The sequence below is a fragment of the Sphingobium estronivorans genome (assembly GCF_008692605.1).
In the GTDB taxonomy this organism is placed as follows: Bacteria; Pseudomonadota; Alphaproteobacteria; order Sphingomonadales; family Sphingomonadaceae; genus Sphingobium; species Sphingobium estronivorans.
Genome location: NZ_LFCT01000011.1, coordinates 148,814 through 167,155 on the forward strand (window position 1 = coordinate 148,814; position 18,342 = coordinate 167,155).

Here is an 18,342-nt window from a genome sequence, read left to right on the forward strand (position 1 = left end):
TGATGGGGCTTAGTCGAAATTCGCCTGTCCGCCGTCGAGCGGGATCGTCGCGCCGGTCAGATAGCGCAGGTCCTGCCCGCAAAGCGCCACGATGGCGCGGCCAATATCCTGTTCCAGATCGCCGACCCGGCCCAGCGGGATCGTGCGGAAGAAGGCCGCGGCCTCCTCCGGATTCTTCTCGATCCATCCTTTCAGGCCCGGCGATTCGGCATGGGGGGCGATGGTGAGCACGCGGATATTGTCCCCGCCCCATTCCGACGCGGCTGCGCGGGTCAGGGCACGGGTCGCCTGCTTGACCGCGCCATAGGCGCCATAGCCTGCCATGTCCCACCGGATGCCCGCCGAAGAGGCGAAATTGATGATCGTCCCGCCGCCCCGTGCCGCCATATGCGGCCGCGCCAGCTTCATCAGCCGGAAAGATGCCAGCGGTCCGGATTCGAACCCGGCCAGAAAGGCGTCGTCCGTCACCTTGTCCAGCGGCCCCAGCGGCACTTCCTGCGCATTGTTGACCAGGATGTCGAGGCCGCCGAACTCGCCCACGGCCCGCTCCACGGCTGTTGCCAGATCCTCGGCGGACTTGACGTTGCAGCCGATGGCGATGGCCCGCACCCCACGCTCGGCGGCGAGACGCGCGGTCTGTTCCACTTTCTCCACCGTGCGTCCCGCGAGCAGCAGGCTGACGCCCTCGCTCGCCAGCGCCAGCGCTATGCCCTGGCCCACGCCCTGCCCGGCTCCGGTGATCAGCGCAATCTTGCCCTTCAAATCCGTCATCTCGTCCTCTCCACCAAATTGCCGGGCAGGACAGCGCCGCCCATCCGTCATTCCCCGATATAGCGCGCTCGATAGGCGGCGAATTCCCGCTTGATCGCCGCTTCGTCCAGGCCGAAGCGTTCCAGCGAATAATCGTGCATCGGCCGCTGTTCGCGCCGGTTCCCCGCGAGAAATTCGCTCAGCACTTCCTCGACATGCTCATCCACCGCGATGCCGAAGCGCGCCAGCACCCGCTCGGCCTGCGCCATGGGATGGGCGGCGACCTCGCGATAGTCGATGTCGATGAAGCGATGCTCGCCGATCCGTTCGCGCGCGGCCTCGAACCGGCGCATCCATTCGACCAGGCGCGGGAACCAGAAGCCGCCCACCTGGGCGTCGCTGACCGTCGTGCTCAATTTGTAGAGCGCCGCCTGCATCGAGACATAGGAGGGCACGGTCTGCACCGGATCGCGATGCGTCATGATCAGCAGCGCATCGGGGAAGGCGTTCGCCGCCACCTCCGTATAGGGCAGGTTGGACGGGCTTTTCAGGATCCATTTGCGGCCGCGCCGCGACGGGTCCTGCCATTGCAGATAGCGCAGGATCGTCTTCAGATCCTCATGCCCGCGCGACTGGTCATAATCGTTCAGCCATGCCGTGAAGCTGGGCACGAAGCTCATCCCCTCGACCATGGTGCTGACGAACATCTGGCCCAGGATCAATATCTCCTCATCGGGCGCATCGGCCTCGAGCGGATGGATGGAAGCCAGTTCCGGCGCCGCCTGCAACCACCCCTCGATCAGCGCGTCCGCATAGGCCCGCCGTTCGACGGGTTCGCCGCGCGCCTCGCCGGGGAAGGGGGCGAAATTCTGCGCCTCATACCATTTGATCCCGGTCATGCCGGGCGCGCTTGCCAGCAGGCGCTGGAATATGGTGCTGCCCGTGCGCGGCAGGCCCAATATGATGCCCGCGACCTCCAGTGGCTCGTCCAATATTTCGGGATGGCGCTTGATGTCCTCCATCATGCGCAGGCGGCTGACCAGCCCCCTGACGATGGTTTCGGTCTGCGCGCCCTGGCCCGCCGGGGTCAGTTGCCCTTCGCGATTCATCGCTTCCAGGTAGCGATCCATGGGTTCCAGAAACCACAGGTCGCCAAAATCGCTGAGGCCCGCGCGCTCTCGCGCCGCCTGCAACAGGGCTTCGCGGTCAAGCGGGGTCTGGGGCGGGGTGGCCATGATCTTTTTCCTCTCCAACGGTGGTGCGCAACGCGCATTTCCCCGCGATCTTATAACCCGAATATGATCTGCATAATCCCATATGGGAGGGAGCGCTCCGGTGCATCCTTTTCTGTTGGAGCGCGGCCAACTGTCGTATATCTACGCATTCGACGCAAGAAATATAAAATCATTCCAAAATTGCGTACGGTTTCGACGAACAGGAGAGGAGCAGGCCATGCTGTCCTTGCAGGAAATGTCCGACCGGCTGGAGATTCAGGATCTCCTCACCCGTTACACCCATGCGATTGACACGCGCGACTGGGACGCGCTGGACGACATCTTCACCCCCGATGCGGTGATCGACTATAGCGAAACCGGTGGCGCGAGGGGCGGCGTGGCGCAGATCAAGCGCTGGCTTGCCGTTGCGATGGCGCGCTTTCCCTTCTTCCAGCATATGGTTGCGGCCCCGAAGCTGGAACTGGACGGCGACAGCGCGCGCTGCCGCTCCATCCTGTTCAACCCCATGCTGCATCGGGCCGAAGATGGGACGGAGCAGCTGTTCTTCGTCGGCCTCTGGTATCGCGACCGGCTGGTCCGCACCGAAAGCGGCTGGCGCATCGCGGAACGTCATGAGGAAATGGGTTATGCCCATAACGCTCCGCCGATGTCGCCTATCCCGACATTGGCCGAAACCGACCGCTGACGGGAAGGCGGCAGTCTCCGTTCAGGGCGCCATCCAGTGCCCGCCATTCACGTCCAGCGTCGCGCCGCTCACCACGCGGGCATAGTCCGACAGCAGCATCAGCACCGCCCGGGCGCAGTCCGCCTCGGGCGGGATGATGCCGATCGGAATATCCTTCGTGATGCCATGGACCACATCGTCGCGGTTCAGCCCGGCATCGACCTGCGCCTGGATATGCTGTTCCACCGGCTCGCCGTGAATCCAGCCCATGCGGCAGGTGTTGACGCGAATGCCGTGCCGTCCGAGGTCAGTCGCCATATATTTGCTGAGCGTGTTGAGCGCGCCCTTGGCGACGGCATAGCTCATTTCCATGCCATGTTCGGTGCCGAAGGGGCGAACCGATGCCATGGTCGACACGTTCACCACCGCGCCGCCGTCCTTCAGATAGGGGATGCATGCCTGCGTCAGCCGCAGCGCGCCCACGCAATTGATGTCGAAGGTCTTGGCGAAATCGGCCGGGTCGCCATTTTCGACAAAGGCCCAGTCGCCATGGAAATAGGCGCTGTTGACCAGGCCATGGACCCGGCCGCCAAAGGCCTCCGCCGCCTGCCGCGCCAGCGCGGCGCACTGGTCGGCGTCCGACACGTCGCAGGAAACGGCGATGGCCTTGCCGCCCGCCTCGACGATTTCGCGCCGCACCTGTTCGAGAAAATCTGCATTGCGCGCGCCCAGCACGACGCTCGCGCCCTCGCGCGCCGCGATCCGGGCGAGCGCCTGACCCATGCCGGGGCCGACCCCGCTAACGATCACGACCTTGTCTTTCAGCAGCATCTTTCTCTCTCCCTTGGCATTCGGCCGGACCGGGCCGATTCGCCCGCCGCTCTGACGCCCTGAAAATCATAATGCGCAGGATTTTTGGCGATAACAAGGACGCAATGAGAGACGCATTTGCGCATCATGGCGTTATTTGCGTAGCATGTTCCCGATTTTTCCGATGTGGCCGGCGCTTCCTCTCTGGCGCCGTTTGCCCAACCATGCTAAGGCATGGGCAGACCACGAACGCTGTCTAGAGGATGTGAACATGGCAAAGTCTGCGGACTACCGTCTGGGTGAATTCGATTTCCCGCGCGGCTGGTTCATGATCGGCGAAAGCGCGGAGGCGACATCGACGCCCAGCGCGATCCGCTATTTCGGCCAGGATCTGGTGGTTTATCGCGGCGAAAGCGGCAAACCCTATGTGGTCGAGGCCTATTGCCCGCATATGGGCGCGCATCTGGCGAAGAACACGACTTCCTATATCGTGCGCGACGGCGAGCAGGTGGAAGGCGAATCGATCCGCTGTCCCTTCCATGGCTGGCGCTATGGCCCGGACGGCCAGTGCAACCATATTCCCTATTCGGACTTCGTGCCCAAGGCGGCGAAGCTCAAGACCTTCCCGGTGGTCGAGCGGGCCGGCACCATCTGGGTCTGGCACGATCCTGAAGGGCTGGAGCCGGAATATGACCTGCCCGATTTCGGCGGCCATTACGACGCGCCCGGCTGGGTGAACTGGAAGATCGACCATATGGGCGATCTCGACATCCACCCGATCGAGGTGGTCGACAATATGGCCGATTTCGGCCATTTCATCCCGATCCATGGCGCCAAGGACTTTGTCTACTTCGCCAATGAGTTCAAGGATCATATCGTCCACCAATATTATGCGGCCGGCCATCGCACGCTGACGCTCAACCCGGAAGACGTGCTGACGCTGGACACCTGGTACACCGGCCCGTCGATCCTCCAGTCGGAGATGGAGGGCACGTTCAAATCCTTCATTCTGATCACCCACACCCCGATCGAGGATGGCAAGATCCGCGTCTGGCACGGTCTGATGGTGCAGGTGACTGACGGTTCGGAACCGATCACCGACGAATTGCGCGCTGCCGCTTTCGAATATCAGGAAGGTGACCGTCTGGCCTTCGCGCAGGACGTGGAGATCTGGCAGAACAAGCGTGCGTGCCTCAACCCGCTGGTGGTTCCCAATGACGGCCCCTATGGCAAGGTCCGTCTCTGGTACAAGCAGTTCTACAATTCGCGCGACAAGGCGCCCGAACTGCAGAAGCGCGCGAACGGGTCGTATGTGACGCTCGACAAGCGCAAGTCCAGCGCAGCCGCGTAACGGGGAGACGAACATGGGACGCAGCGAACGTCCGGTGGCGATTGTCACCGGCGCCAGCAGGGGCGCGGGCCGCGGGATCGCGGCGGCGCTGGGGGAAAAGGGCTATCGCGTCTATGTGACGGGCCGCACGGTGCGCGAAGGCGACGCTGCGCTACCCGGCACCATCGGCGCCACCGCCGCACAGATCGATGCCGTGGGCGGAGAAGGCCGCGCGGTGCAGGTCGACCATGGCGACAGCGCCGCCATCGCCGCGCTGTTCGAGCAGGTGCGCGATGAAAGCGGTCGCCTGGACCTGCTGGTCAACAATGTCGCGGCCCTGCACGACGATCTGGTGAAGCCGGGTCCCTTCTGGGAGAAGTCGCCCGATCTGGTCGAGATTTTGAATGTCGGCCTGCGTTCGCACTATCTGGCGAGCTGGCATGCGGCGCGGATGATGGTTCCGGCGGGCAGCGGCCTCATTGCCTTCACCTCCTCCTTCGGTTCGGTCTGCTATATGCATGGCCCGGCCTATGGCGCGCAGAAGGCGGGCGTGGACAAGTTCGCCGCCGATATGGGCGTCGATCTGCGCGGCACGGGCGCGGCGGCCGTCTCGCTCTGGATGGGACCGTTGCTGACCGAACGCAGCCAGCAGACGCTGGCCGAACATCCCGAACAATATGAAAAGTTCATGGCCGATGCCGAGACGCCGGAATTCAACGGCCGCATCCTGGCTGCGATCCATGACGATCTGGACCTGGCGGAGCTGAACGGCCAGACGCTGATCTCCGCCGAGATCGCGGCGCGCTACGGCATTACCGAGGCGGGCGGGCGCACACCGCCTTCCTACCGCGCCATGCTGGGCGATCCGCGCATCGCGCATCCCGCCATCGTGACCTGAAGCCATCGACCCTATGCGGGAAGCCGGAATTTGGTTTCCCGCATAGGGTCAATCCTCCCGCCACCCCTGCTCGCCGATCAACGGCACGAACATCACCGCGCCCAAATCCCGCTCGACATAGCGGTCCGCGCTTTTCCGTGTGATCTTGCACAGCCTTTGTCGTCCGGGACCGCCGACTGGAACGATGAGATGGCCGCCAACCTTCAATTGGGTTCGCAACGCCTCCGGTACGGCGGGGGCACCGGCCGCGACCAGGATCGCATCGAAGGGGGCTTCGGGCGGCAGGCCTCTCGTGCCGTCCCCCACGCGAATTTCGACATTGGCATAGCCCAGCGCCGCCATCCGTTCTTTTGCCAGCAGGCCCAGCGCGTCATGCCGCTCGATCGCGAAGACCCGGTCGGCGAGCCGACTGAGCAAGGCCGCCGCATAACCTGACCCCGCGCCGACCTCCAGCACGCGGGCACCGGGTTGCACCTCCGCCGCTTCCAGCATCAGCGCGACGATATAGGGCTGGGATATGGTTTGATCCTGTTCGATCGGCAGCGCGGCGTCTTTATAGGCAAATTCCTCCATTCCCTCGCGCACGAAGCATTCGCGCGGCACGGTCCGCATCGCTGCAAGAACCCGGGCGTCGCGGATGCCCCGTCCGGCGATCTGGCGATCGACCATCTGGTCGCGCAATCGGGCATAGTCGGTCATGGCACGGCGCTAACGCAGGTCCGACAGGGGATGGTAGGCCATTATCCTATCCGTTCCCCTTCTCTTCGCAATGGACAATATTTGCCCGCTTCATGGCTGCCCCACGACGCCGGACGACCTGGAATTCTTGGTTGTCGCATCGTTTTTTACGAAAAGCCGGTGCCCACTTTTTCGCACGATGTTTTAGTGTTCCTTGACGGTCTCCATCGCCACGAATGTCGAGGTGTTGGCGACATGGGGCAGGCTTGAAATCTTCTCGCCCAACACGATGCGATAGCGGCGAATGTCCGCCGTCCGCACCTTCAGCAGATAGTCGAAGCTGCTGGCGATCATGTGGCATTCTTCCACTTCGGCGATGCGGCGGACGGCGGCGTTGAACTCGTTCAGTGCCTTTTCGCGCGTGTCCGATAATTTGACCTCGGTAAAGGCGACATGATCGAGCCCCAGCTTGGCGGCATCGGTGACGGCGCGGAAGCCGAGAATGACGCCCGTGTCGATCAATCTTTTCAACCGGATCTGACAGGGCGTTTTCGACAGCCCGATCTGCCGGGCAAGATCGGTCACGGTGATCCGGCCGTCCTGCGCCAAGGCAGCGAGAATTTTGCGGTCGAAGCCATCCAGTTCGACCTTTTCATCGTCCTTATCCATGCCATCCGCCTGCTTCTTGTTCGATAACAAGTTCATTTCGACCAACATTAGGGAATATTCAGTCGGATTGACAGGCTGAACTGCGCTAATCTGTTGCCATGACCAGCCAGCGCCCCTTCGCCGCCTTCGCCCCGCCCATTCGCGAACAGTCGCCGCTCCGGCAGGCCATCACCGCCGCCTGTCGCCGGGACGAGGCCCAATGCCTCGCGCCGCTGATCGAAGCGGCCACGCTGGACGAGCCGACCCGGCGGCAAGCGCGCGAGACGGCGCGTCGGCTGGTGACAGCGCTGCGCGCGAACCGTCGCGGCAACGGGGTCGAAGGGCTGGTGCAGGAATATTCGCTCTCCAGTCAGGAGGGGGTGGCGCTGATGTGCCTGGCCGAAGCGCTGCTGCGTATTCCCGACGCGGCGACGCGCGACGCGCTGATCCGCGACAAGATCGCCGATGGCGACTGGAGCGCGCATCTGGGCGGCGGCAAGTCGCTGTTCGTGAACGCGGCGACCTGGGGCCTTGTCGTCACCGGCAAGCTGGTCGGCAGCGTCGATGACCGGGGGCTGGGCGCGGCGCTCGCGCGGCTGGTCGCGCGGGCGGGCGAGCCGGTGATCCGCCGCGGCGTCGATCTGGCGATGCGGATGATGGGCGAGCAGTTCGTCACCGGCGAAACCATCGCCGAAGCGCTGAAGCGCGCCCGCGAGATGGAGGCTAGGGGTTTCCGCTACAGCTATGACATGCTGGGGGAGGCGGCGACGACGGCCGCCGATGCGGCGCGCTATCATGCGGATTATGAGCGCGCCATCCACGCCATTGGCCGGGCGTCGGCCGGGCGCGGCATCTATGAAGGGCCGGGCATCTCCATCAAGCTGTCGGCCCTGCATCCGCGCCATGCCCGCGCCCAGGCCGACCGGGTGATGGACGAATTGTTGCCACGGGTGAAGCAGCTGGCGCTGCTGGCCAAGGGCTATGACATCGGTATCAACATCGACGCGGAGGAGGCTGACCGCCTCGAACTTTCGCTCGATCTGCTGGAAAGTCTTGCGCTCGATCCCGATCTGGCGGGGTGGAACGGCCTGGGTTTCGTGGTGCAAGGCTATGGCAAGCGTTGCCCCTATGCGATCGACTGGATCGTCGATCTCGCCCGCCGCGCCGGGCGGCGCATCATGGTGCGGCTGGTCAAGGGCGCCTATTGGGACGCGGAGATCAAGCGCGCGCAGGTCGAGGGGCTGGCCGATTTCCCGGTCTATACGCGCAAGGTCCATACCGACATCGCTTATGTCGCCTGCGCGCGTCAGCTGCTGGCCGCGCCGGACGCCGTGTTTCCGCAATTCGCGACCCATAATGCGCAGACGCTGGCGACCATCTATCATCTCGCCGGGCCGGATTTCGCGGTCGGCGATTATGAGTTCCAATGCCTGCACGGCATGGGCGAGCCGCTATACGAGCAGGTGGTCGGCGCGGCGCGGCTCAACCGGCCCTGCCGCATCTACGCGCCGGTCGGCACGCATGAGACGCTGCTGGCCTATCTGGTGCGCCGCCTGCTGGAAAATGGCGCCAACTCCTCCTTCGTCAACCGCATTGCCGACCCGCTGGTGCCGGTGGAGGAGCTGATCGCCGATCCGGTCGAGATTGTCCGCGCTATGGCCCGCCCCGGCGCGCATCATGACCAGATCGCGCTGCCCGCCGACATCTACCCCGACCGCCGTAATTCGGCTGGCATCGACCTGAGCGACGAAGCCGCGCTGGCCGATCTGACCGTCGCGCTTCAACAGAGCGCGACCGTCGCATGGACCGCCGCGCCGGAAGGCGGGGAGGGCGCGCCGCGGCCGGTTTGCAATCCCGCCGATCATCGTGACCGGGTTGGCACCGTGACCGAAGCCTCGCCCGAACAGGCCGCCGCCGCCGTGCGCCGCGCTAGCGGATCGGACTGGAATGACGTCCCCGTTGCCGACCGGGCAGCGACGCTGGATCGGGCCGCCGATGCGATGCAGGCGCGGATGCCGATCCTGCTCGGCCTGATCGTGCGGGAGGCGGGCAAGTCCCTGCCCAACGCCATTTCCGAAGTGCGCGAGGCAATCGATTTCCTGCGCTATTATGCGGCGCAGGCGCGCACGACCTTCGGCCCGGCGCAGACGGCGCTGGGACCGGTCGTCTGCATCAGCCCGTGGAACTTCCCGCTCGCCATCTTCACCGGGCAGGTCGCCGCCGCGCTGGTCGCGGGCAATCCGGTGCTGGCCAAGCCCGCCGAGGAAACCCCGCTGATCGCCGCCGAAGCGGTGCGCCTGCTCCATGAGGCGGGAATCCCTGCCGATGCGCTGCAACTGGTGCCCGGCGATGGCGTCGTCGGCGCCGCGCTGGTCGCCGCACCCGAAGCCGCGGGCGTCATGTTCACCGGTTCGACCGATGTGGCGCGCCTGATCCAGGGCCAGCTGGCCACCCGCCTGTCGCGCGAGGGCAAGCCGATCCCGTTGATCGCGGAGACCGGGGGGCAGAATGCGATGATCGTCGATTCCTCCGCGCTGGCGGAGCAGGTGGTGGCCGATGTCATCGCCTCCGCCTTCGACAGCGCAGGACAGCGCTGTTCGGCGTTGCGCATCCTCTGCTTGCAGGAGGATGTCGCTGACCGGACGCTGGCGATGCTGAAGGGCGCGCTCCGGGAACTGCGCATCGGCCGCACCGACCGGCTGGCGGTCGACATCGGCCCGGTCATCACTGCCGAGGCCAAGGCGGGGATAGAGGCGCATATCGATGCGATGCGCGGCCTTGGCCGATCCGTCGAGCAACTGGACCTGCCGCCCGAGACGCGGCACGGCACCTTTGTCCCGCCAACGATCGTCGAGATCGAGGATATCGCGGATCTGAAGCGAGAGATTTTCGGCCCGGTGCTGCACGTCATCCGTTTCCGTCGGGAAAGGCTGGATCCGCTGATTCAGGCGATCAACGCGACCGGCTATGGCCTGACCTTCGGCCTCCACACCCGGCTGGACGAGACGATCGCCCATGTCACCGGCCGGGTGAAGGTCGGCAATATCTATGTGAACCGCAACGTCATCGGCGCGATTGTCGGGGTCCAGCCCTTTGGCGGCTGCGGCCTGTCGGGCACCGGTCCGAAGGCGGGCGGGCCGCTTTATCTGGGGCGGCTGGTGGTCGAACCGCCGGTGTTCATGGCCCGCGCCGGGCATCTGGATTCGCCGCTGCACGATTTCATCGCCTGGCTCGACGCCAAGGGCGACGGGGACGCCGCCGCCATGGCGCGCCGCCATGGGGAGGAATCGGCGCTGGGCGTGGCGCTGGAATTGCCGGGGCCGGTCGGGGAACGCAATCTCTACGCGCTCCATCCGCGCGGGCTGATCCAGATGAAGCCGCAGACCCCCGCCGGGCTGATCGAGCAGATGGCGGTGGTGCTGGCGACCGGCAATCGCGGCTTTGTCGAGGGCATGGCGCTGCCCGGCGGTCTGCCCGCAAGCGTGACGGCGGTCTTCCCGGCCCGGGCGGACCGGCCCTTTGCCGCCGTCCTGGTGGAAGGCGGCACCGATCGCGTGGCAGCAGCGGTGGCTGCTGCCGTGCACATGCCCGGCCCGATCCTGTCGGTCCACGCCGCCGACCCGCGCCGGGGTCTTGCCTATCATGGCAACTGGCTGCTGGAGGAGGTGTCGACCTCCATCAACACCACCGCTGCGGGGGGCAATGCCAGTCTGATGATGATCGGCTGAGCCGCGGCCGGGCTTTCCGCGCCGACGTCGCGGCTTTACGGACGAGAAATGCGGCTATAAAAATTTTCGCAGAGGAGTTGGACATGCACAAGGATCCGGTCGTCATTGCGGGCTATGCGCGCACGCCCATGGGCGGTTTCCAGGGTGCGCTCTCGCCGCTCAAGGCGACGCAGCTCGGCGCGGCGGCGGTGGAGGCCGCGATCGAACGGGCGAAGCTCGATCCGGGTGCGGTCGACCGCATCTATATGGGCTGCGTCCTGCCGGCAGGACTCGGTCAGGCGCCCGCGCGGCAGGCGGCGCTGGGCGCGGGGCTGGGGCTGAATACGGAAGCGACCACGGTCAACAAGATGTGCGGTTCGGGCATGCAGGCGGCGATCATGGCGGCCGAGGCGCTGGCCGCCGGGACGGCGGACGTCATCGTCGCGGGCGGCATGGAAAGCATGACCAACGCCCCCTATGCCCTGCCCAAGCATCGTTCGGGCGCGCGGATCGGCCATGACCGCATCGTCGACACGATGATGATGGATGGGCTGGAGGACGCCTATGAGCCTGGCAAGGCGATGGGCGTCTTTGCCGAGGAAGCGGTGCGCGACTATCAGTTCACGCGCGAGGAACAGGATGCCTATGCCATCCGCTCGCTCGAACGCGCCAACGCCGCCATCGGCAGCGGCGCCTTCGCGAAGGAAATCGTGCCCGTCACCATATCCGGCCGGGGCGGCGACACGGTCGTCGATACCGACGAACAGCCGGGCAAGGCGCGGCCGGAGAAAATCCCCACGCTCAAGCCCGCCTTCGTCAAGGACGGGACGATCACGCCCGCCAATGCCTCCTCCATTTCGGACGGCGCTGCCGCGCTGGTGATGACCCGCCAGAGCGTCGCGGAGAGGCTGGGCCTGCCGGTGATCGCGAAGGTCGTCGTCACCGCCGCCCATGCCCAGGAACCGGCGAAGTTCACGACCGCGCCCGTCCCGGCGATCCGCAAGGTGCTGGACAAAGCGGGCTGGCAGGTCGGCGATGTCGACCTGTTCGAGGTCAACGAAGCCTTTGCCGTGGTCGCGATGATTGCGGCCAAGGAACTGAACATCCCGGCCGACAGGCTGAACGTCAATGGCGGCGCGACGGCGCTCGGCCATCCCATCGGCGCATCGGGCGCGCGCATTCTCGTGACGCTGCTCGCCGCGCTGGAGAATCGCGGCCTCAAGCGCGGCGTTGCGAGCCTCTGCATCGGCGGCGGCGAAGCGACGGCCATGGCGGTCGAACTGGTCTGATCGCCAGGGAGGGAGACGCGGTTGGCGACATGATGGCAGCCCTTGTACCGGCATGGCGTCGATCCGGCTGCGCAGGGGCGAAGGCTGTGACTTCCGATTTGCACGAGGAAGCGGACAAGGGAGACGCCGGTGGCGAAAGGGATATGGTTGGTCGTGGCGGCATTGGCTGTTTTGCCCTCGACGCTTTACGCCGGTGAGGTGCATCGGAAAGGCGGTCGCGAGGATGCCTCCACGGTTGAAAAGCGGCTATCCTACATCGAAGATCGGCTGGCATTGAATGATATCGAGGCAGAATATGCGCGTCGCTACGATGCTGGCGATTGCGATGGCTGGGCGTCCCTGTTCGATGAAGATGGTGTATTTGAAATCGTTGGGGTCGGGACACGGACCGGACAGAATATTCGCGGCCGGAAGGCCTTGCTGGAATTTTGCTCGAAAAACGCTCATGCGCAGCCGGGCCTTCATTACTTCCAGCCTCCCAGTATCACCGTCGATTTAAACGAGGCCGTGGCTGAAATCCGTACCCAATGGGTGACGGCGCAAGGCGGATCCGATCGACATATCCATAACCACACGTTCAGCGTGGTGCGCGTATCATATCGCCGCGCAGCGGATGGCTGGCGCATCCTGCATCGGCAAACGAAGTTATTTGCCGATGCGGGTCAATAATAGCTCCATGGTCTGTTCGGGCACGATCCCGAGCAGGTGCGCCAGCTCATCGGCCTGGCTGACCCCGGTAAGCTGGCGCGCGAAGCCGGCAAGCGGTCCGGCGGCCGGTGTCCGCCGTGAACCGCTGAGCGGTGCGGCCAGGATAGAGGAAGGGGGCTGCGCCGCCGCCCCCTTCCCATAGCCGTCACTTCATCGTCGGGATGACGAAGCTCTGGTCGACCACCGCGCCGCCGGTGGGCCAGCGTTGGGTGATCTTCTTGGTGCGGGTGTAGAAGCGCACGCCGTCCATGCCATATTGGTCGAGATCGCCGAAGCCCGAGCGCTTCCAGCCGCCGAAGCTGTGATAGGCGACCGGGACCGGGATCGGCACGTTGATGCCGACCATGCCGACTTCGACATCGGCGGCGAAGCGGCGGGCATAATCGCCATTGCGGGTGAAGATGGCGACGCCATTGCCATATTGATGCCTGGACGGATAGCTGAGCGCCTCTTCGAAGGTCTGGGCGCGCAGGATCTGGAGCACCGGGCCGAAAATCTCGTCCTGATAGCTCTTCATCTGCGGCGTCACCCGGTCGATCAGGGTCGGGGCCAGGTAGAAGCCCTGCTCATAGCCCTGGAGCGCAAAGCCGCGACCGTCGACGACGATTTCCGCGCCCTCGTCCGCCGCCATCTGGATGTAGCTTTCCACGCGCGCCTTGTGCTGGTCGGTGACGAGCGGACCATATTGCGCGTCGGGATCGGTCGGGATGCCGGGACGCAGCGTTTCGATGGCGCTCACCAGCTTGGCGCGGAAGGCGTCCGCCGTCGCTTCGCCGACCGGCACCACGACCGGCAGCGCCATGCAGCGCTCGCCCGCCGATCCATAGGCCGCGCCGACAATGTCGGCCACCGCCTGATCCATATCGGCGTCGGGCAGGATGATGCCATGGTTCTTCGCGCCGCCCATGGCCTGCACCCGCTTGCCGTTCTGCGCGCCACGGGCATAGACATAATTGGCGATGTCGGACGACCCGACGAAGCTGACCGCCTTGATGTAGGGATGGTCGAGAATGGCGTCGACGATTTCCTTGTCGCCATGGACGACGTTCAGGATGCCGGCGGGCAGGCCCGCCTCCATCGCCAGTTCGGCGAGGCGCACGGGCACGGAGGGATCGCGTTCGGAGGGCTTCAGGATGAAGGCGTTGCCGCAGGCGATGGCCATGGCGCTCATCCACAGCGGGATCATCGCCGGGAAGTTGAACGGCGTGATGCCCGCGACGATGCCCAGCGGCTGGCGCATCGAATAGACGTCGATGCCGGGGCCGGCGCCTTCGGTATATTCGCCCTTCAGCAGATGGGGGATGCCGCAGGCGAATTCGACCACTTCCAGGCCGCGCTGGATGTCGCCCCGGGCATCCGCGATCACCTTGCCATGTTCGGACGAGAGCAGATGGGCGAGGTTGTCCATATTCTGCTCGATCAGTTCCTTGAAGCGGAACAGCACGCGGGCGCGGCGCTGAGGGTTCATCGCGGCCCAGGCGGGCTGGGCTTCGCGGGCGGAATCGATCGCCTTCTGGAGATGCGCGGGATTGGCGAGTTCCACCTGCGCCTGAACCGCGCCGGTCGCCGGATCGAGCACGTCGGACAGGCGGGCGCCGGGAAGGGGCGCGGCGGTGCCGTGGATATAATGGGTGATGGAACGCATATTGACCTCTCCTGCCGATGAGACAGGAGCGACGATAGCCGCATCGGCTTTGCACTTATACGGATATGACGGCACATTGGTTGTGCAAAAATGCAGGTGCCGACGGACGGCCGCCCCGCTCGCCGGGGCGGCCGCGTCTGTTACCGCACCACGGCGCGGGTGTAGAGATGCCAGGTCGCATAGCCCAGCACCGGCAACACCACGGCCAGGCCGACCAGCGCCGGCAGCGCGCCCACGAACAGCAGCGCCACGACGATCACGCCCCAGGCCAGGACCGTGACCGGATTATGCCATGCCACGCGGAAGGATGTCCGCAGCGCCACGCCCCAACTCACCGTCTTGTCCACCACCATCGGGAAGGACACGACGCTGACCGCCAGCGTCAGGACCGCGAAGCACAAGCCGACCAGATTGCCGATGACGATCATCTGCCAGCCTTCCGCCGTGCCGAACACTGCGGAGAGGAAGGCGCCCGTCGAGGAGGTCGAACCCGGCACATTTTCCAGCGTCACATGGAAGATCAGCCAGGCCATCGCCATCCAGCCGATGAACAGCATGGCCGTCACGCAGGTGAGATCGAACACCGCCGACGTGCCCGGCTTGCGCACCACATCCAGGAAATGGCGCCAGCGGGAATCCAGCCCCGCCTCGCGCCGCCGCGCCAGTTCGTAGAAGCCGCTGGCGAAGGCCGGTCCCAGCAGCACCGACCCAGCCACCAGCGGAAAGACGAGGGGCATGATCGACATGCGGCTGGCGGACATGATCGCCAGCAGGACGATGACCGGATAAACGAAGCCGATGAACACCAGATCGCCGCGCTTGGCGAGGAAATCGTCCCAGCCCTGGCGCAGGGAAATGCGCAGATCGTCGAAGGTGATGGTGCGAATGGAAATATCGTCCCTGGCGGACGCTACAGGCGACGGATGGGCAATGGCCATGGTTCGCTCTCCTGACCGAACGCCATGACGCGCTGTTGCTCTGCTTTGGTCCTCTGTCGGGACATGCCCGTCCTTTGGGGGCGAACATCTCTCGGCATGAGGGAGCGCCTCATGGCCAATGGCAGCCATCCTACACCCGGATTGCCGGGCTTGCCAACCCTTTCCCCAAGGCGGGTCCCGCCCAAAGCGAAAGGGACGAGCCGGGCCGTTCGTCCCGTCGCCTTCGCCCTTCATCGCAAAGCCGGTTGCATCGGTTCCGCTCTTGGAATTGGGGGACCGATGTGGAACAGCGTGGTCCCGATCGCTGGAAGAGAAACCGGAACATCATGCCGTTGCCAAGCCGATTGAGAACCTTGTCCCGGGCCTGCGGCGCGGCGAGCGTCGCGCTGTCGATCGCCTCGGCGCAGGCGGCCGATCCCGCGCCCTTCGAACTCAGTGGACCGGGCCTGCGCGTCACGGTGACGCGGGGCAAGGTCACGCTGCCCATCGCGCAGGTGCCGAGCCTCGCCGAAGGCGACAAGCTGTCGATCAAGGCCGATCTGCCGGAGGATCAGGGCGCGCGTTTCCTGCTGCTTTCGACATTTTTGCGGGGCGCGACCAATCCGCCGCCCAAGGATTGGGTGAAAGCGGCCGAAACCTGGAAAAAGAAGGACAAGGACAACAGCCTCACCCTGACCGTGCCCAAGGGCGCGCGGCAGATGACCCTGTTCCTGGTGCCGGAAACCGGCGGCGCGGAAGGCACCATCGTCGACGCGGTGCGCGGCAAGCCGGGCGAGTTCATCCGCGCGACGCAGGAACTCAATCAGGCGTCGCTCGACCGTTCGCGGCTGGATGCCTTCATGGCGGCGATCCGGGCGCAGGAAAACACCCATCCGGAATATCTGCGCTCGGTCGCCCCGGCGCTGGCGCGCAGCCTGTCGATGAAGCTCAATGACGAATGCCTGTCCAAGGTGGTCGAGCTTCAGGCAAGCTGCCTGCTCGAAAATCGGGAGCAACTGGTGCTGGCGGATGTGCACAGCAGCTCCATTGCCGAAACGCTGACCGGCGCGCCGACCGACCTCGCGCTGCAACTCAGTTCCACGCGGGAGGCGGGCTATGGTTTCTACAGCCCCTATATCGGCGTGGTGCGCGACGTGGCGAAGATTTTCGGCGCCTTCAGCAGTCCGGAATTCGACTATCTGCCGACGCTGAGCGTGCGGCGCGACGCGTCCGCTTCGCTGCTGCTCAACAAGGCGCCGTCCTTCCGCAAGCCCAAATCGGTGCTGGTCGTTGGCATGCCCTCCATCGAGGCGGACAGCCCGCCCCGTCTGCGCAGCGCCGCCAATGGCCCGATCTGCGCCGCGCGCCCCGGCGTGGTGCTGCCGGTCGAGGGTGCGCCGCTCATCTATTCCACCGCCTATGCGCGGGACATGATGGTGAAGCTGACCGCCGGGACCGGCGAGACGATCGATCTGCCGGTGGAGGCGCGGGCGGATCGCGGCGGCTATGTGGTGAAGAGCAACGATCCGCTGCCTGCGGCCTTCACGGGCGCCGTGAAAGGGCATGTTTACGGTTTTTGGGGATTCGAGCGGTTCGAGGGCCCGGACTTCACGCTGCAATCGCCCGGTGACGCGCCGTGGAAGGTGGCGGGTGAGGTGCCCACATTGGTCGTCGGGCGCGACAATGCGCTGACCCTCACCGGCGATGCGCCTGCCTGCGTCGAGGGCGTGACGCTGCGGCAGGGGGACGGCGCCGCGCAGTCGCTGCCATGGAAGGTGCAGGGGGCGGACCAGCTGCTGCTGTCCTTGCCGCTCAGTGACCGCAAGCCGGGCGATATCAAGGTCGAGGTCAAATATCAGGGCGTGGCGGCACCCTCCGTCCTGCCGTTCAGGGCCTATGTGCAGGCGAGCCGTCTGGAGGGGCTCAGTCTCCATGCCGGGGACAATTGGGCCACCCTGTCCGGGCAGCGGCTGGATCAGGTTGCCGCTGTCGAACTGTCGGGCATGATGCTGCAACCCGATGGGCTGGTGCGCAATGGGTCGGTGGACCGGCTGCGGCTGGCGGCGAAGGGCGAAGGCGCGCCGTTGAAGTCGGGCGATCAGGCCACCGCGCGGGTGCGCCTGAAGGATGGGCGCTCGGTCAACCTGGCCGCGACGGTTGAGGAGGCGCGGCCCCGCGTGACCTTGATCGGCAAGAGCATTGCGCCCGGCCCGGCGGGCGAAGAGCGGCGCTTGCAGCTTCCGGGAGAGGATTTGCTGCCGGATGACGGGCGGTTGGTCTTTTCGGTGCGGATGGGTCAGGGAGCCGCTTTTCAACCGAACGATGTGCTGGAGGTGGCCCCGGCGGACGGCGCCAGGTTCGTCAGGCCCGGCATACGGCTGTCAGGCCCCGATGTCATGGTGGCGACGCTCGATCCGGCCGCGCTGGCGCCTGTTTCCGGGCCGCTGCGCTTCCGGCTGTTGCGGGGGGATGAGATGAGCGACTGGCAGCCGCTGGTGACGCTGGCGCGCCTGCCGCATATCGAGGGGGTCAGCTGCGAAGGGCAGGATTGCACCATCAGGGGGCGGGACCTATTCCTGATCGATGCGGTGGACGGCACGCCGGGCTTTGAAAAGCCGACGCTGGTCGCGCAGGGCTTTACCGGGTCCAGCCTATCCGTGCCCGCGCCGAAAGACGGCAAGCTCTATATCCGATTGCGCGATGCGCGCGACCAGGCGGTTGTGCTCAACGTCGGTTGACTGTTTTTGCTGCGCGCCGATCTGGCAAAAGCTCGGCGCGGAAGATTGAACCCTTGTCCCGTGTCGGCCCTCGGCCTTGGCCGTATGGGCGCTGAATTTCGCCTTTCCCGGGCTTTTGTAGGAAATTTGAAAAAATCCTATTTTTCCTGTTGACCGACTCATCGGACACGCCTAGATGCCACTCCACCGACGCGGTGATGACCTCCGGTTTTCGCTGCGAACGGTCGCCAACATCAAGGATGGCCAAATCCTCGAATGAAAGTTCGAGGAGTGCTGGTTGTCCGCTTCTGATTTTGGTGAGTTCTTTGACATTGTTAGTATGATG

General features: G+C 65.2%; 15 protein-coding genes. 7 read left to right on the forward strand and 8 right to left on the reverse strand.

Annotated features, from left to right (window positions below; genetic code table 11):
- Window positions 1-9: 9 nt before the first annotated feature.
- Together F7P65_RS09730 and F7P65_RS09735 are read right to left on the reverse strand one after the other, a co-directional pair.
- Entirely contained in the window at window positions 10-771 is a 762-nt protein-coding gene (locus tag F7P65_RS09730) for an SDR family NAD(P)-dependent oxidoreductase (RefSeq protein ID WP_150291537.1), read from the reverse strand.
- A 47-nt stretch (window positions 772-818) separates the two neighbouring features.
- Window positions 819-1,985: a sulfotransferase family protein gene (locus F7P65_RS09735; RefSeq protein WP_150291538.1), complete on the reverse strand. Its 1,167-nt coding sequence runs from the start codon at window positions 1,983-1,985 to the stop codon at window positions 819-821.
- Between the two features lie 217 nt (window positions 1,986-2,202).
- Here F7P65_RS09735 and F7P65_RS09740 point away from each other — a divergent pair, with 217 nt between their 5' ends.
- Complete coding sequence (locus F7P65_RS09740) at window positions 2,203-2,670, forward strand: nuclear transport factor 2 family protein (protein ID WP_150291539.1); 468 nt, start codon at window positions 2,203-2,205, stop codon at window positions 2,668-2,670.
- Window positions 2,671-2,691: 21 nt separating this feature from the next.
- Here the strand turns inward: F7P65_RS09740 and F7P65_RS09745 are convergent, their stop codons facing one another.
- Complete coding sequence (locus F7P65_RS09745; protein ID WP_150291540.1) at window positions 2,692-3,480, reverse strand: SDR family oxidoreductase; 789 nt, start codon at window positions 3,478-3,480, stop codon at window positions 2,692-2,694.
- Between the two features lie 250 nt (window positions 3,481-3,730).
- Here F7P65_RS09745 and F7P65_RS09750 point away from each other — a divergent pair, with 250 nt between their 5' ends.
- On the forward strand, window positions 3,731-4,810 hold the full coding sequence (locus tag F7P65_RS09750) for an aromatic ring-hydroxylating dioxygenase subunit alpha (RefSeq protein WP_150291541.1): 1,080 nt from the start codon (window positions 3,731-3,733) through the stop codon (window positions 4,808-4,810).
- A 13-nt stretch (window positions 4,811-4,823) separates the two neighbouring features.
- Complete coding sequence (locus F7P65_RS09755) at window positions 4,824-5,687, forward strand: SDR family NAD(P)-dependent oxidoreductase (RefSeq protein WP_150291542.1); 864 nt, start codon at window positions 4,824-4,826, stop codon at window positions 5,685-5,687.
- Between the two features lie 48 nt (window positions 5,688-5,735).
- Here F7P65_RS09755 and F7P65_RS09760 read toward each other — a convergent pair whose 3' ends face one another.
- Together F7P65_RS09760 and F7P65_RS09765 are read right to left on the reverse strand one after the other, a co-directional pair.
- Window positions 5,736-6,386, reverse strand: a complete 651-nt coding sequence (locus F7P65_RS09760) for a protein-L-isoaspartate(D-aspartate) O-methyltransferase (protein WP_150291543.1) — start codon at window positions 6,384-6,386, stop codon at window positions 5,736-5,738.
- A gap of 183 nt (window positions 6,387-6,569) precedes the next feature.
- Window positions 6,570-7,034, reverse strand: coding sequence for an Lrp/AsnC family transcriptional regulator (locus F7P65_RS09765; RefSeq protein WP_150291544.1), 465 nt, complete (start codon window positions 7,032-7,034; stop codon window positions 6,570-6,572).
- A 98-nt stretch (window positions 7,035-7,132) separates the two neighbouring features.
- Here F7P65_RS09765 and putA point away from each other — a divergent pair, with 98 nt between their 5' ends.
- From putA to F7P65_RS09780, 3 genes are all read left to right on the forward strand, one after another.
- Window positions 7,133-10,741, forward strand: a complete 3,609-nt coding sequence (putA, locus tag F7P65_RS09770; protein WP_150291545.1) for a trifunctional transcriptional regulator/proline dehydrogenase/L-glutamate gamma-semialdehyde dehydrogenase — start codon at window positions 7,133-7,135, stop codon at window positions 10,739-10,741.
- Between the two features lie 83 nt (window positions 10,742-10,824).
- Window positions 10,825-12,009, forward strand: a complete 1,185-nt coding sequence (locus F7P65_RS09775; RefSeq protein WP_150291546.1) for an acetyl-CoA C-acyltransferase — start codon at window positions 10,825-10,827, stop codon at window positions 12,007-12,009.
- Window positions 12,010-12,138: 129 nt separating this feature from the next.
- Window positions 12,139-12,678: a nuclear transport factor 2 family protein gene (locus tag F7P65_RS09780; protein ID WP_162854587.1), complete on the forward strand. Its 540-nt coding sequence runs from the start codon at window positions 12,139-12,141 to the stop codon at window positions 12,676-12,678.
- A gap of 184 nt (window positions 12,679-12,862) precedes the next feature.
- Here F7P65_RS09780 and F7P65_RS09785 read toward each other — a convergent pair whose 3' ends face one another.
- Both F7P65_RS09785 and F7P65_RS09790 read right to left on the reverse strand, forming a co-directional pair.
- Entirely contained in the window at window positions 12,863-14,362 is a 1,500-nt protein-coding gene (locus F7P65_RS09785) for a CoA-acylating methylmalonate-semialdehyde dehydrogenase (protein WP_150291548.1), read from the reverse strand.
- Between the two features lie 140 nt (window positions 14,363-14,502).
- Complete coding sequence (locus F7P65_RS09790; RefSeq protein WP_150291549.1) at window positions 14,503-15,300, reverse strand: DUF2189 domain-containing protein; 798 nt, start codon at window positions 15,298-15,300, stop codon at window positions 14,503-14,505.
- Window positions 15,301-15,626: 326 nt separating this feature from the next.
- On the opposite strand from F7P65_RS09790, the gene F7P65_RS09795 reads away from it, so the two are divergent.
- Complete coding sequence (locus F7P65_RS09795; RefSeq protein ID WP_150291550.1) at window positions 15,627-18,017, forward strand: hypothetical protein; 2,391 nt, start codon at window positions 15,627-15,629, stop codon at window positions 18,015-18,017.
- Here F7P65_RS09795 and F7P65_RS21985 read toward each other — a convergent pair.
- The coding region (locus F7P65_RS21985) for a hypothetical protein (protein ID WP_162854588.1) at window positions 18,004-18,342 on the reverse strand (339 nt) is incomplete at its 5' end. The genes F7P65_RS09795 and F7P65_RS21985 overlap by 14 nt on opposite strands.

Bases quoted from the DNA above. Each gene is read 5' to 3' on its own strand.
- F7P65_RS09730 (WP_150291537.1), bottom strand. From the start codon at position 771: ATGACGGATTTGAAGGGCAAGATTGCGCTGATCACCGGAGCCGGGCAG.
- F7P65_RS09735 (WP_150291538.1), bottom strand. From the start codon at position 1,985: ATGGCCACCCCGCCCCAGACCCCGCTTGACCGCGAAGCCCTGTTGCAG.
- F7P65_RS09740 (WP_150291539.1), top strand. From the start codon at position 2,203: ATGCTGTCCTTGCAGGAAATGTCCGACCGGCTGGAGATTCAGGATCTC.
- F7P65_RS09745 (WP_150291540.1), bottom strand. From the start codon at position 3,480: ATGCTGCTGAAAGACAAGGTCGTGATCGTTAGCGGGGTCGGCCCCGGC.
- F7P65_RS09750 (WP_150291541.1), top strand. From the start codon at position 3,731: ATGGCAAAGTCTGCGGACTACCGTCTGGGTGAATTCGATTTCCCGCGC.
- F7P65_RS09755 (WP_150291542.1), top strand. From the start codon at position 4,824: ATGGGACGCAGCGAACGTCCGGTGGCGATTGTCACCGGCGCCAGCAGG.
- F7P65_RS09760 (WP_150291543.1), bottom strand. From the start codon at position 6,386: ATGACCGACTATGCCCGATTGCGCGACCAGATGGTCGATCGCCAGATC.
- F7P65_RS09765 (WP_150291544.1), bottom strand. From the start codon at position 7,034: ATGGATAAGGACGATGAAAAGGTCGAACTGGATGGCTTCGACCGCAAA.
- putA (WP_150291545.1), top strand. From the start codon at position 7,133: ATGACCAGCCAGCGCCCCTTCGCCGCCTTCGCCCCGCCCATTCGCGAA.
- F7P65_RS09775 (WP_150291546.1), top strand. From the start codon at position 10,825: ATGCACAAGGATCCGGTCGTCATTGCGGGCTATGCGCGCACGCCCATG.
- F7P65_RS09785 (WP_150291548.1), bottom strand. From the start codon at position 14,362: ATGCGTTCCATCACCCATTATATCCACGGCACCGCCGCGCCCCTTCCC.
- F7P65_RS09790 (WP_150291549.1), bottom strand. From the start codon at position 15,300: ATGGCCATTGCCCATCCGTCGCCTGTAGCGTCCGCCAGGGACGATATT.
- F7P65_RS09795 (WP_150291550.1), top strand. From the start codon at position 15,627: ATGCCGTTGCCAAGCCGATTGAGAACCTTGTCCCGGGCCTGCGGCGCG.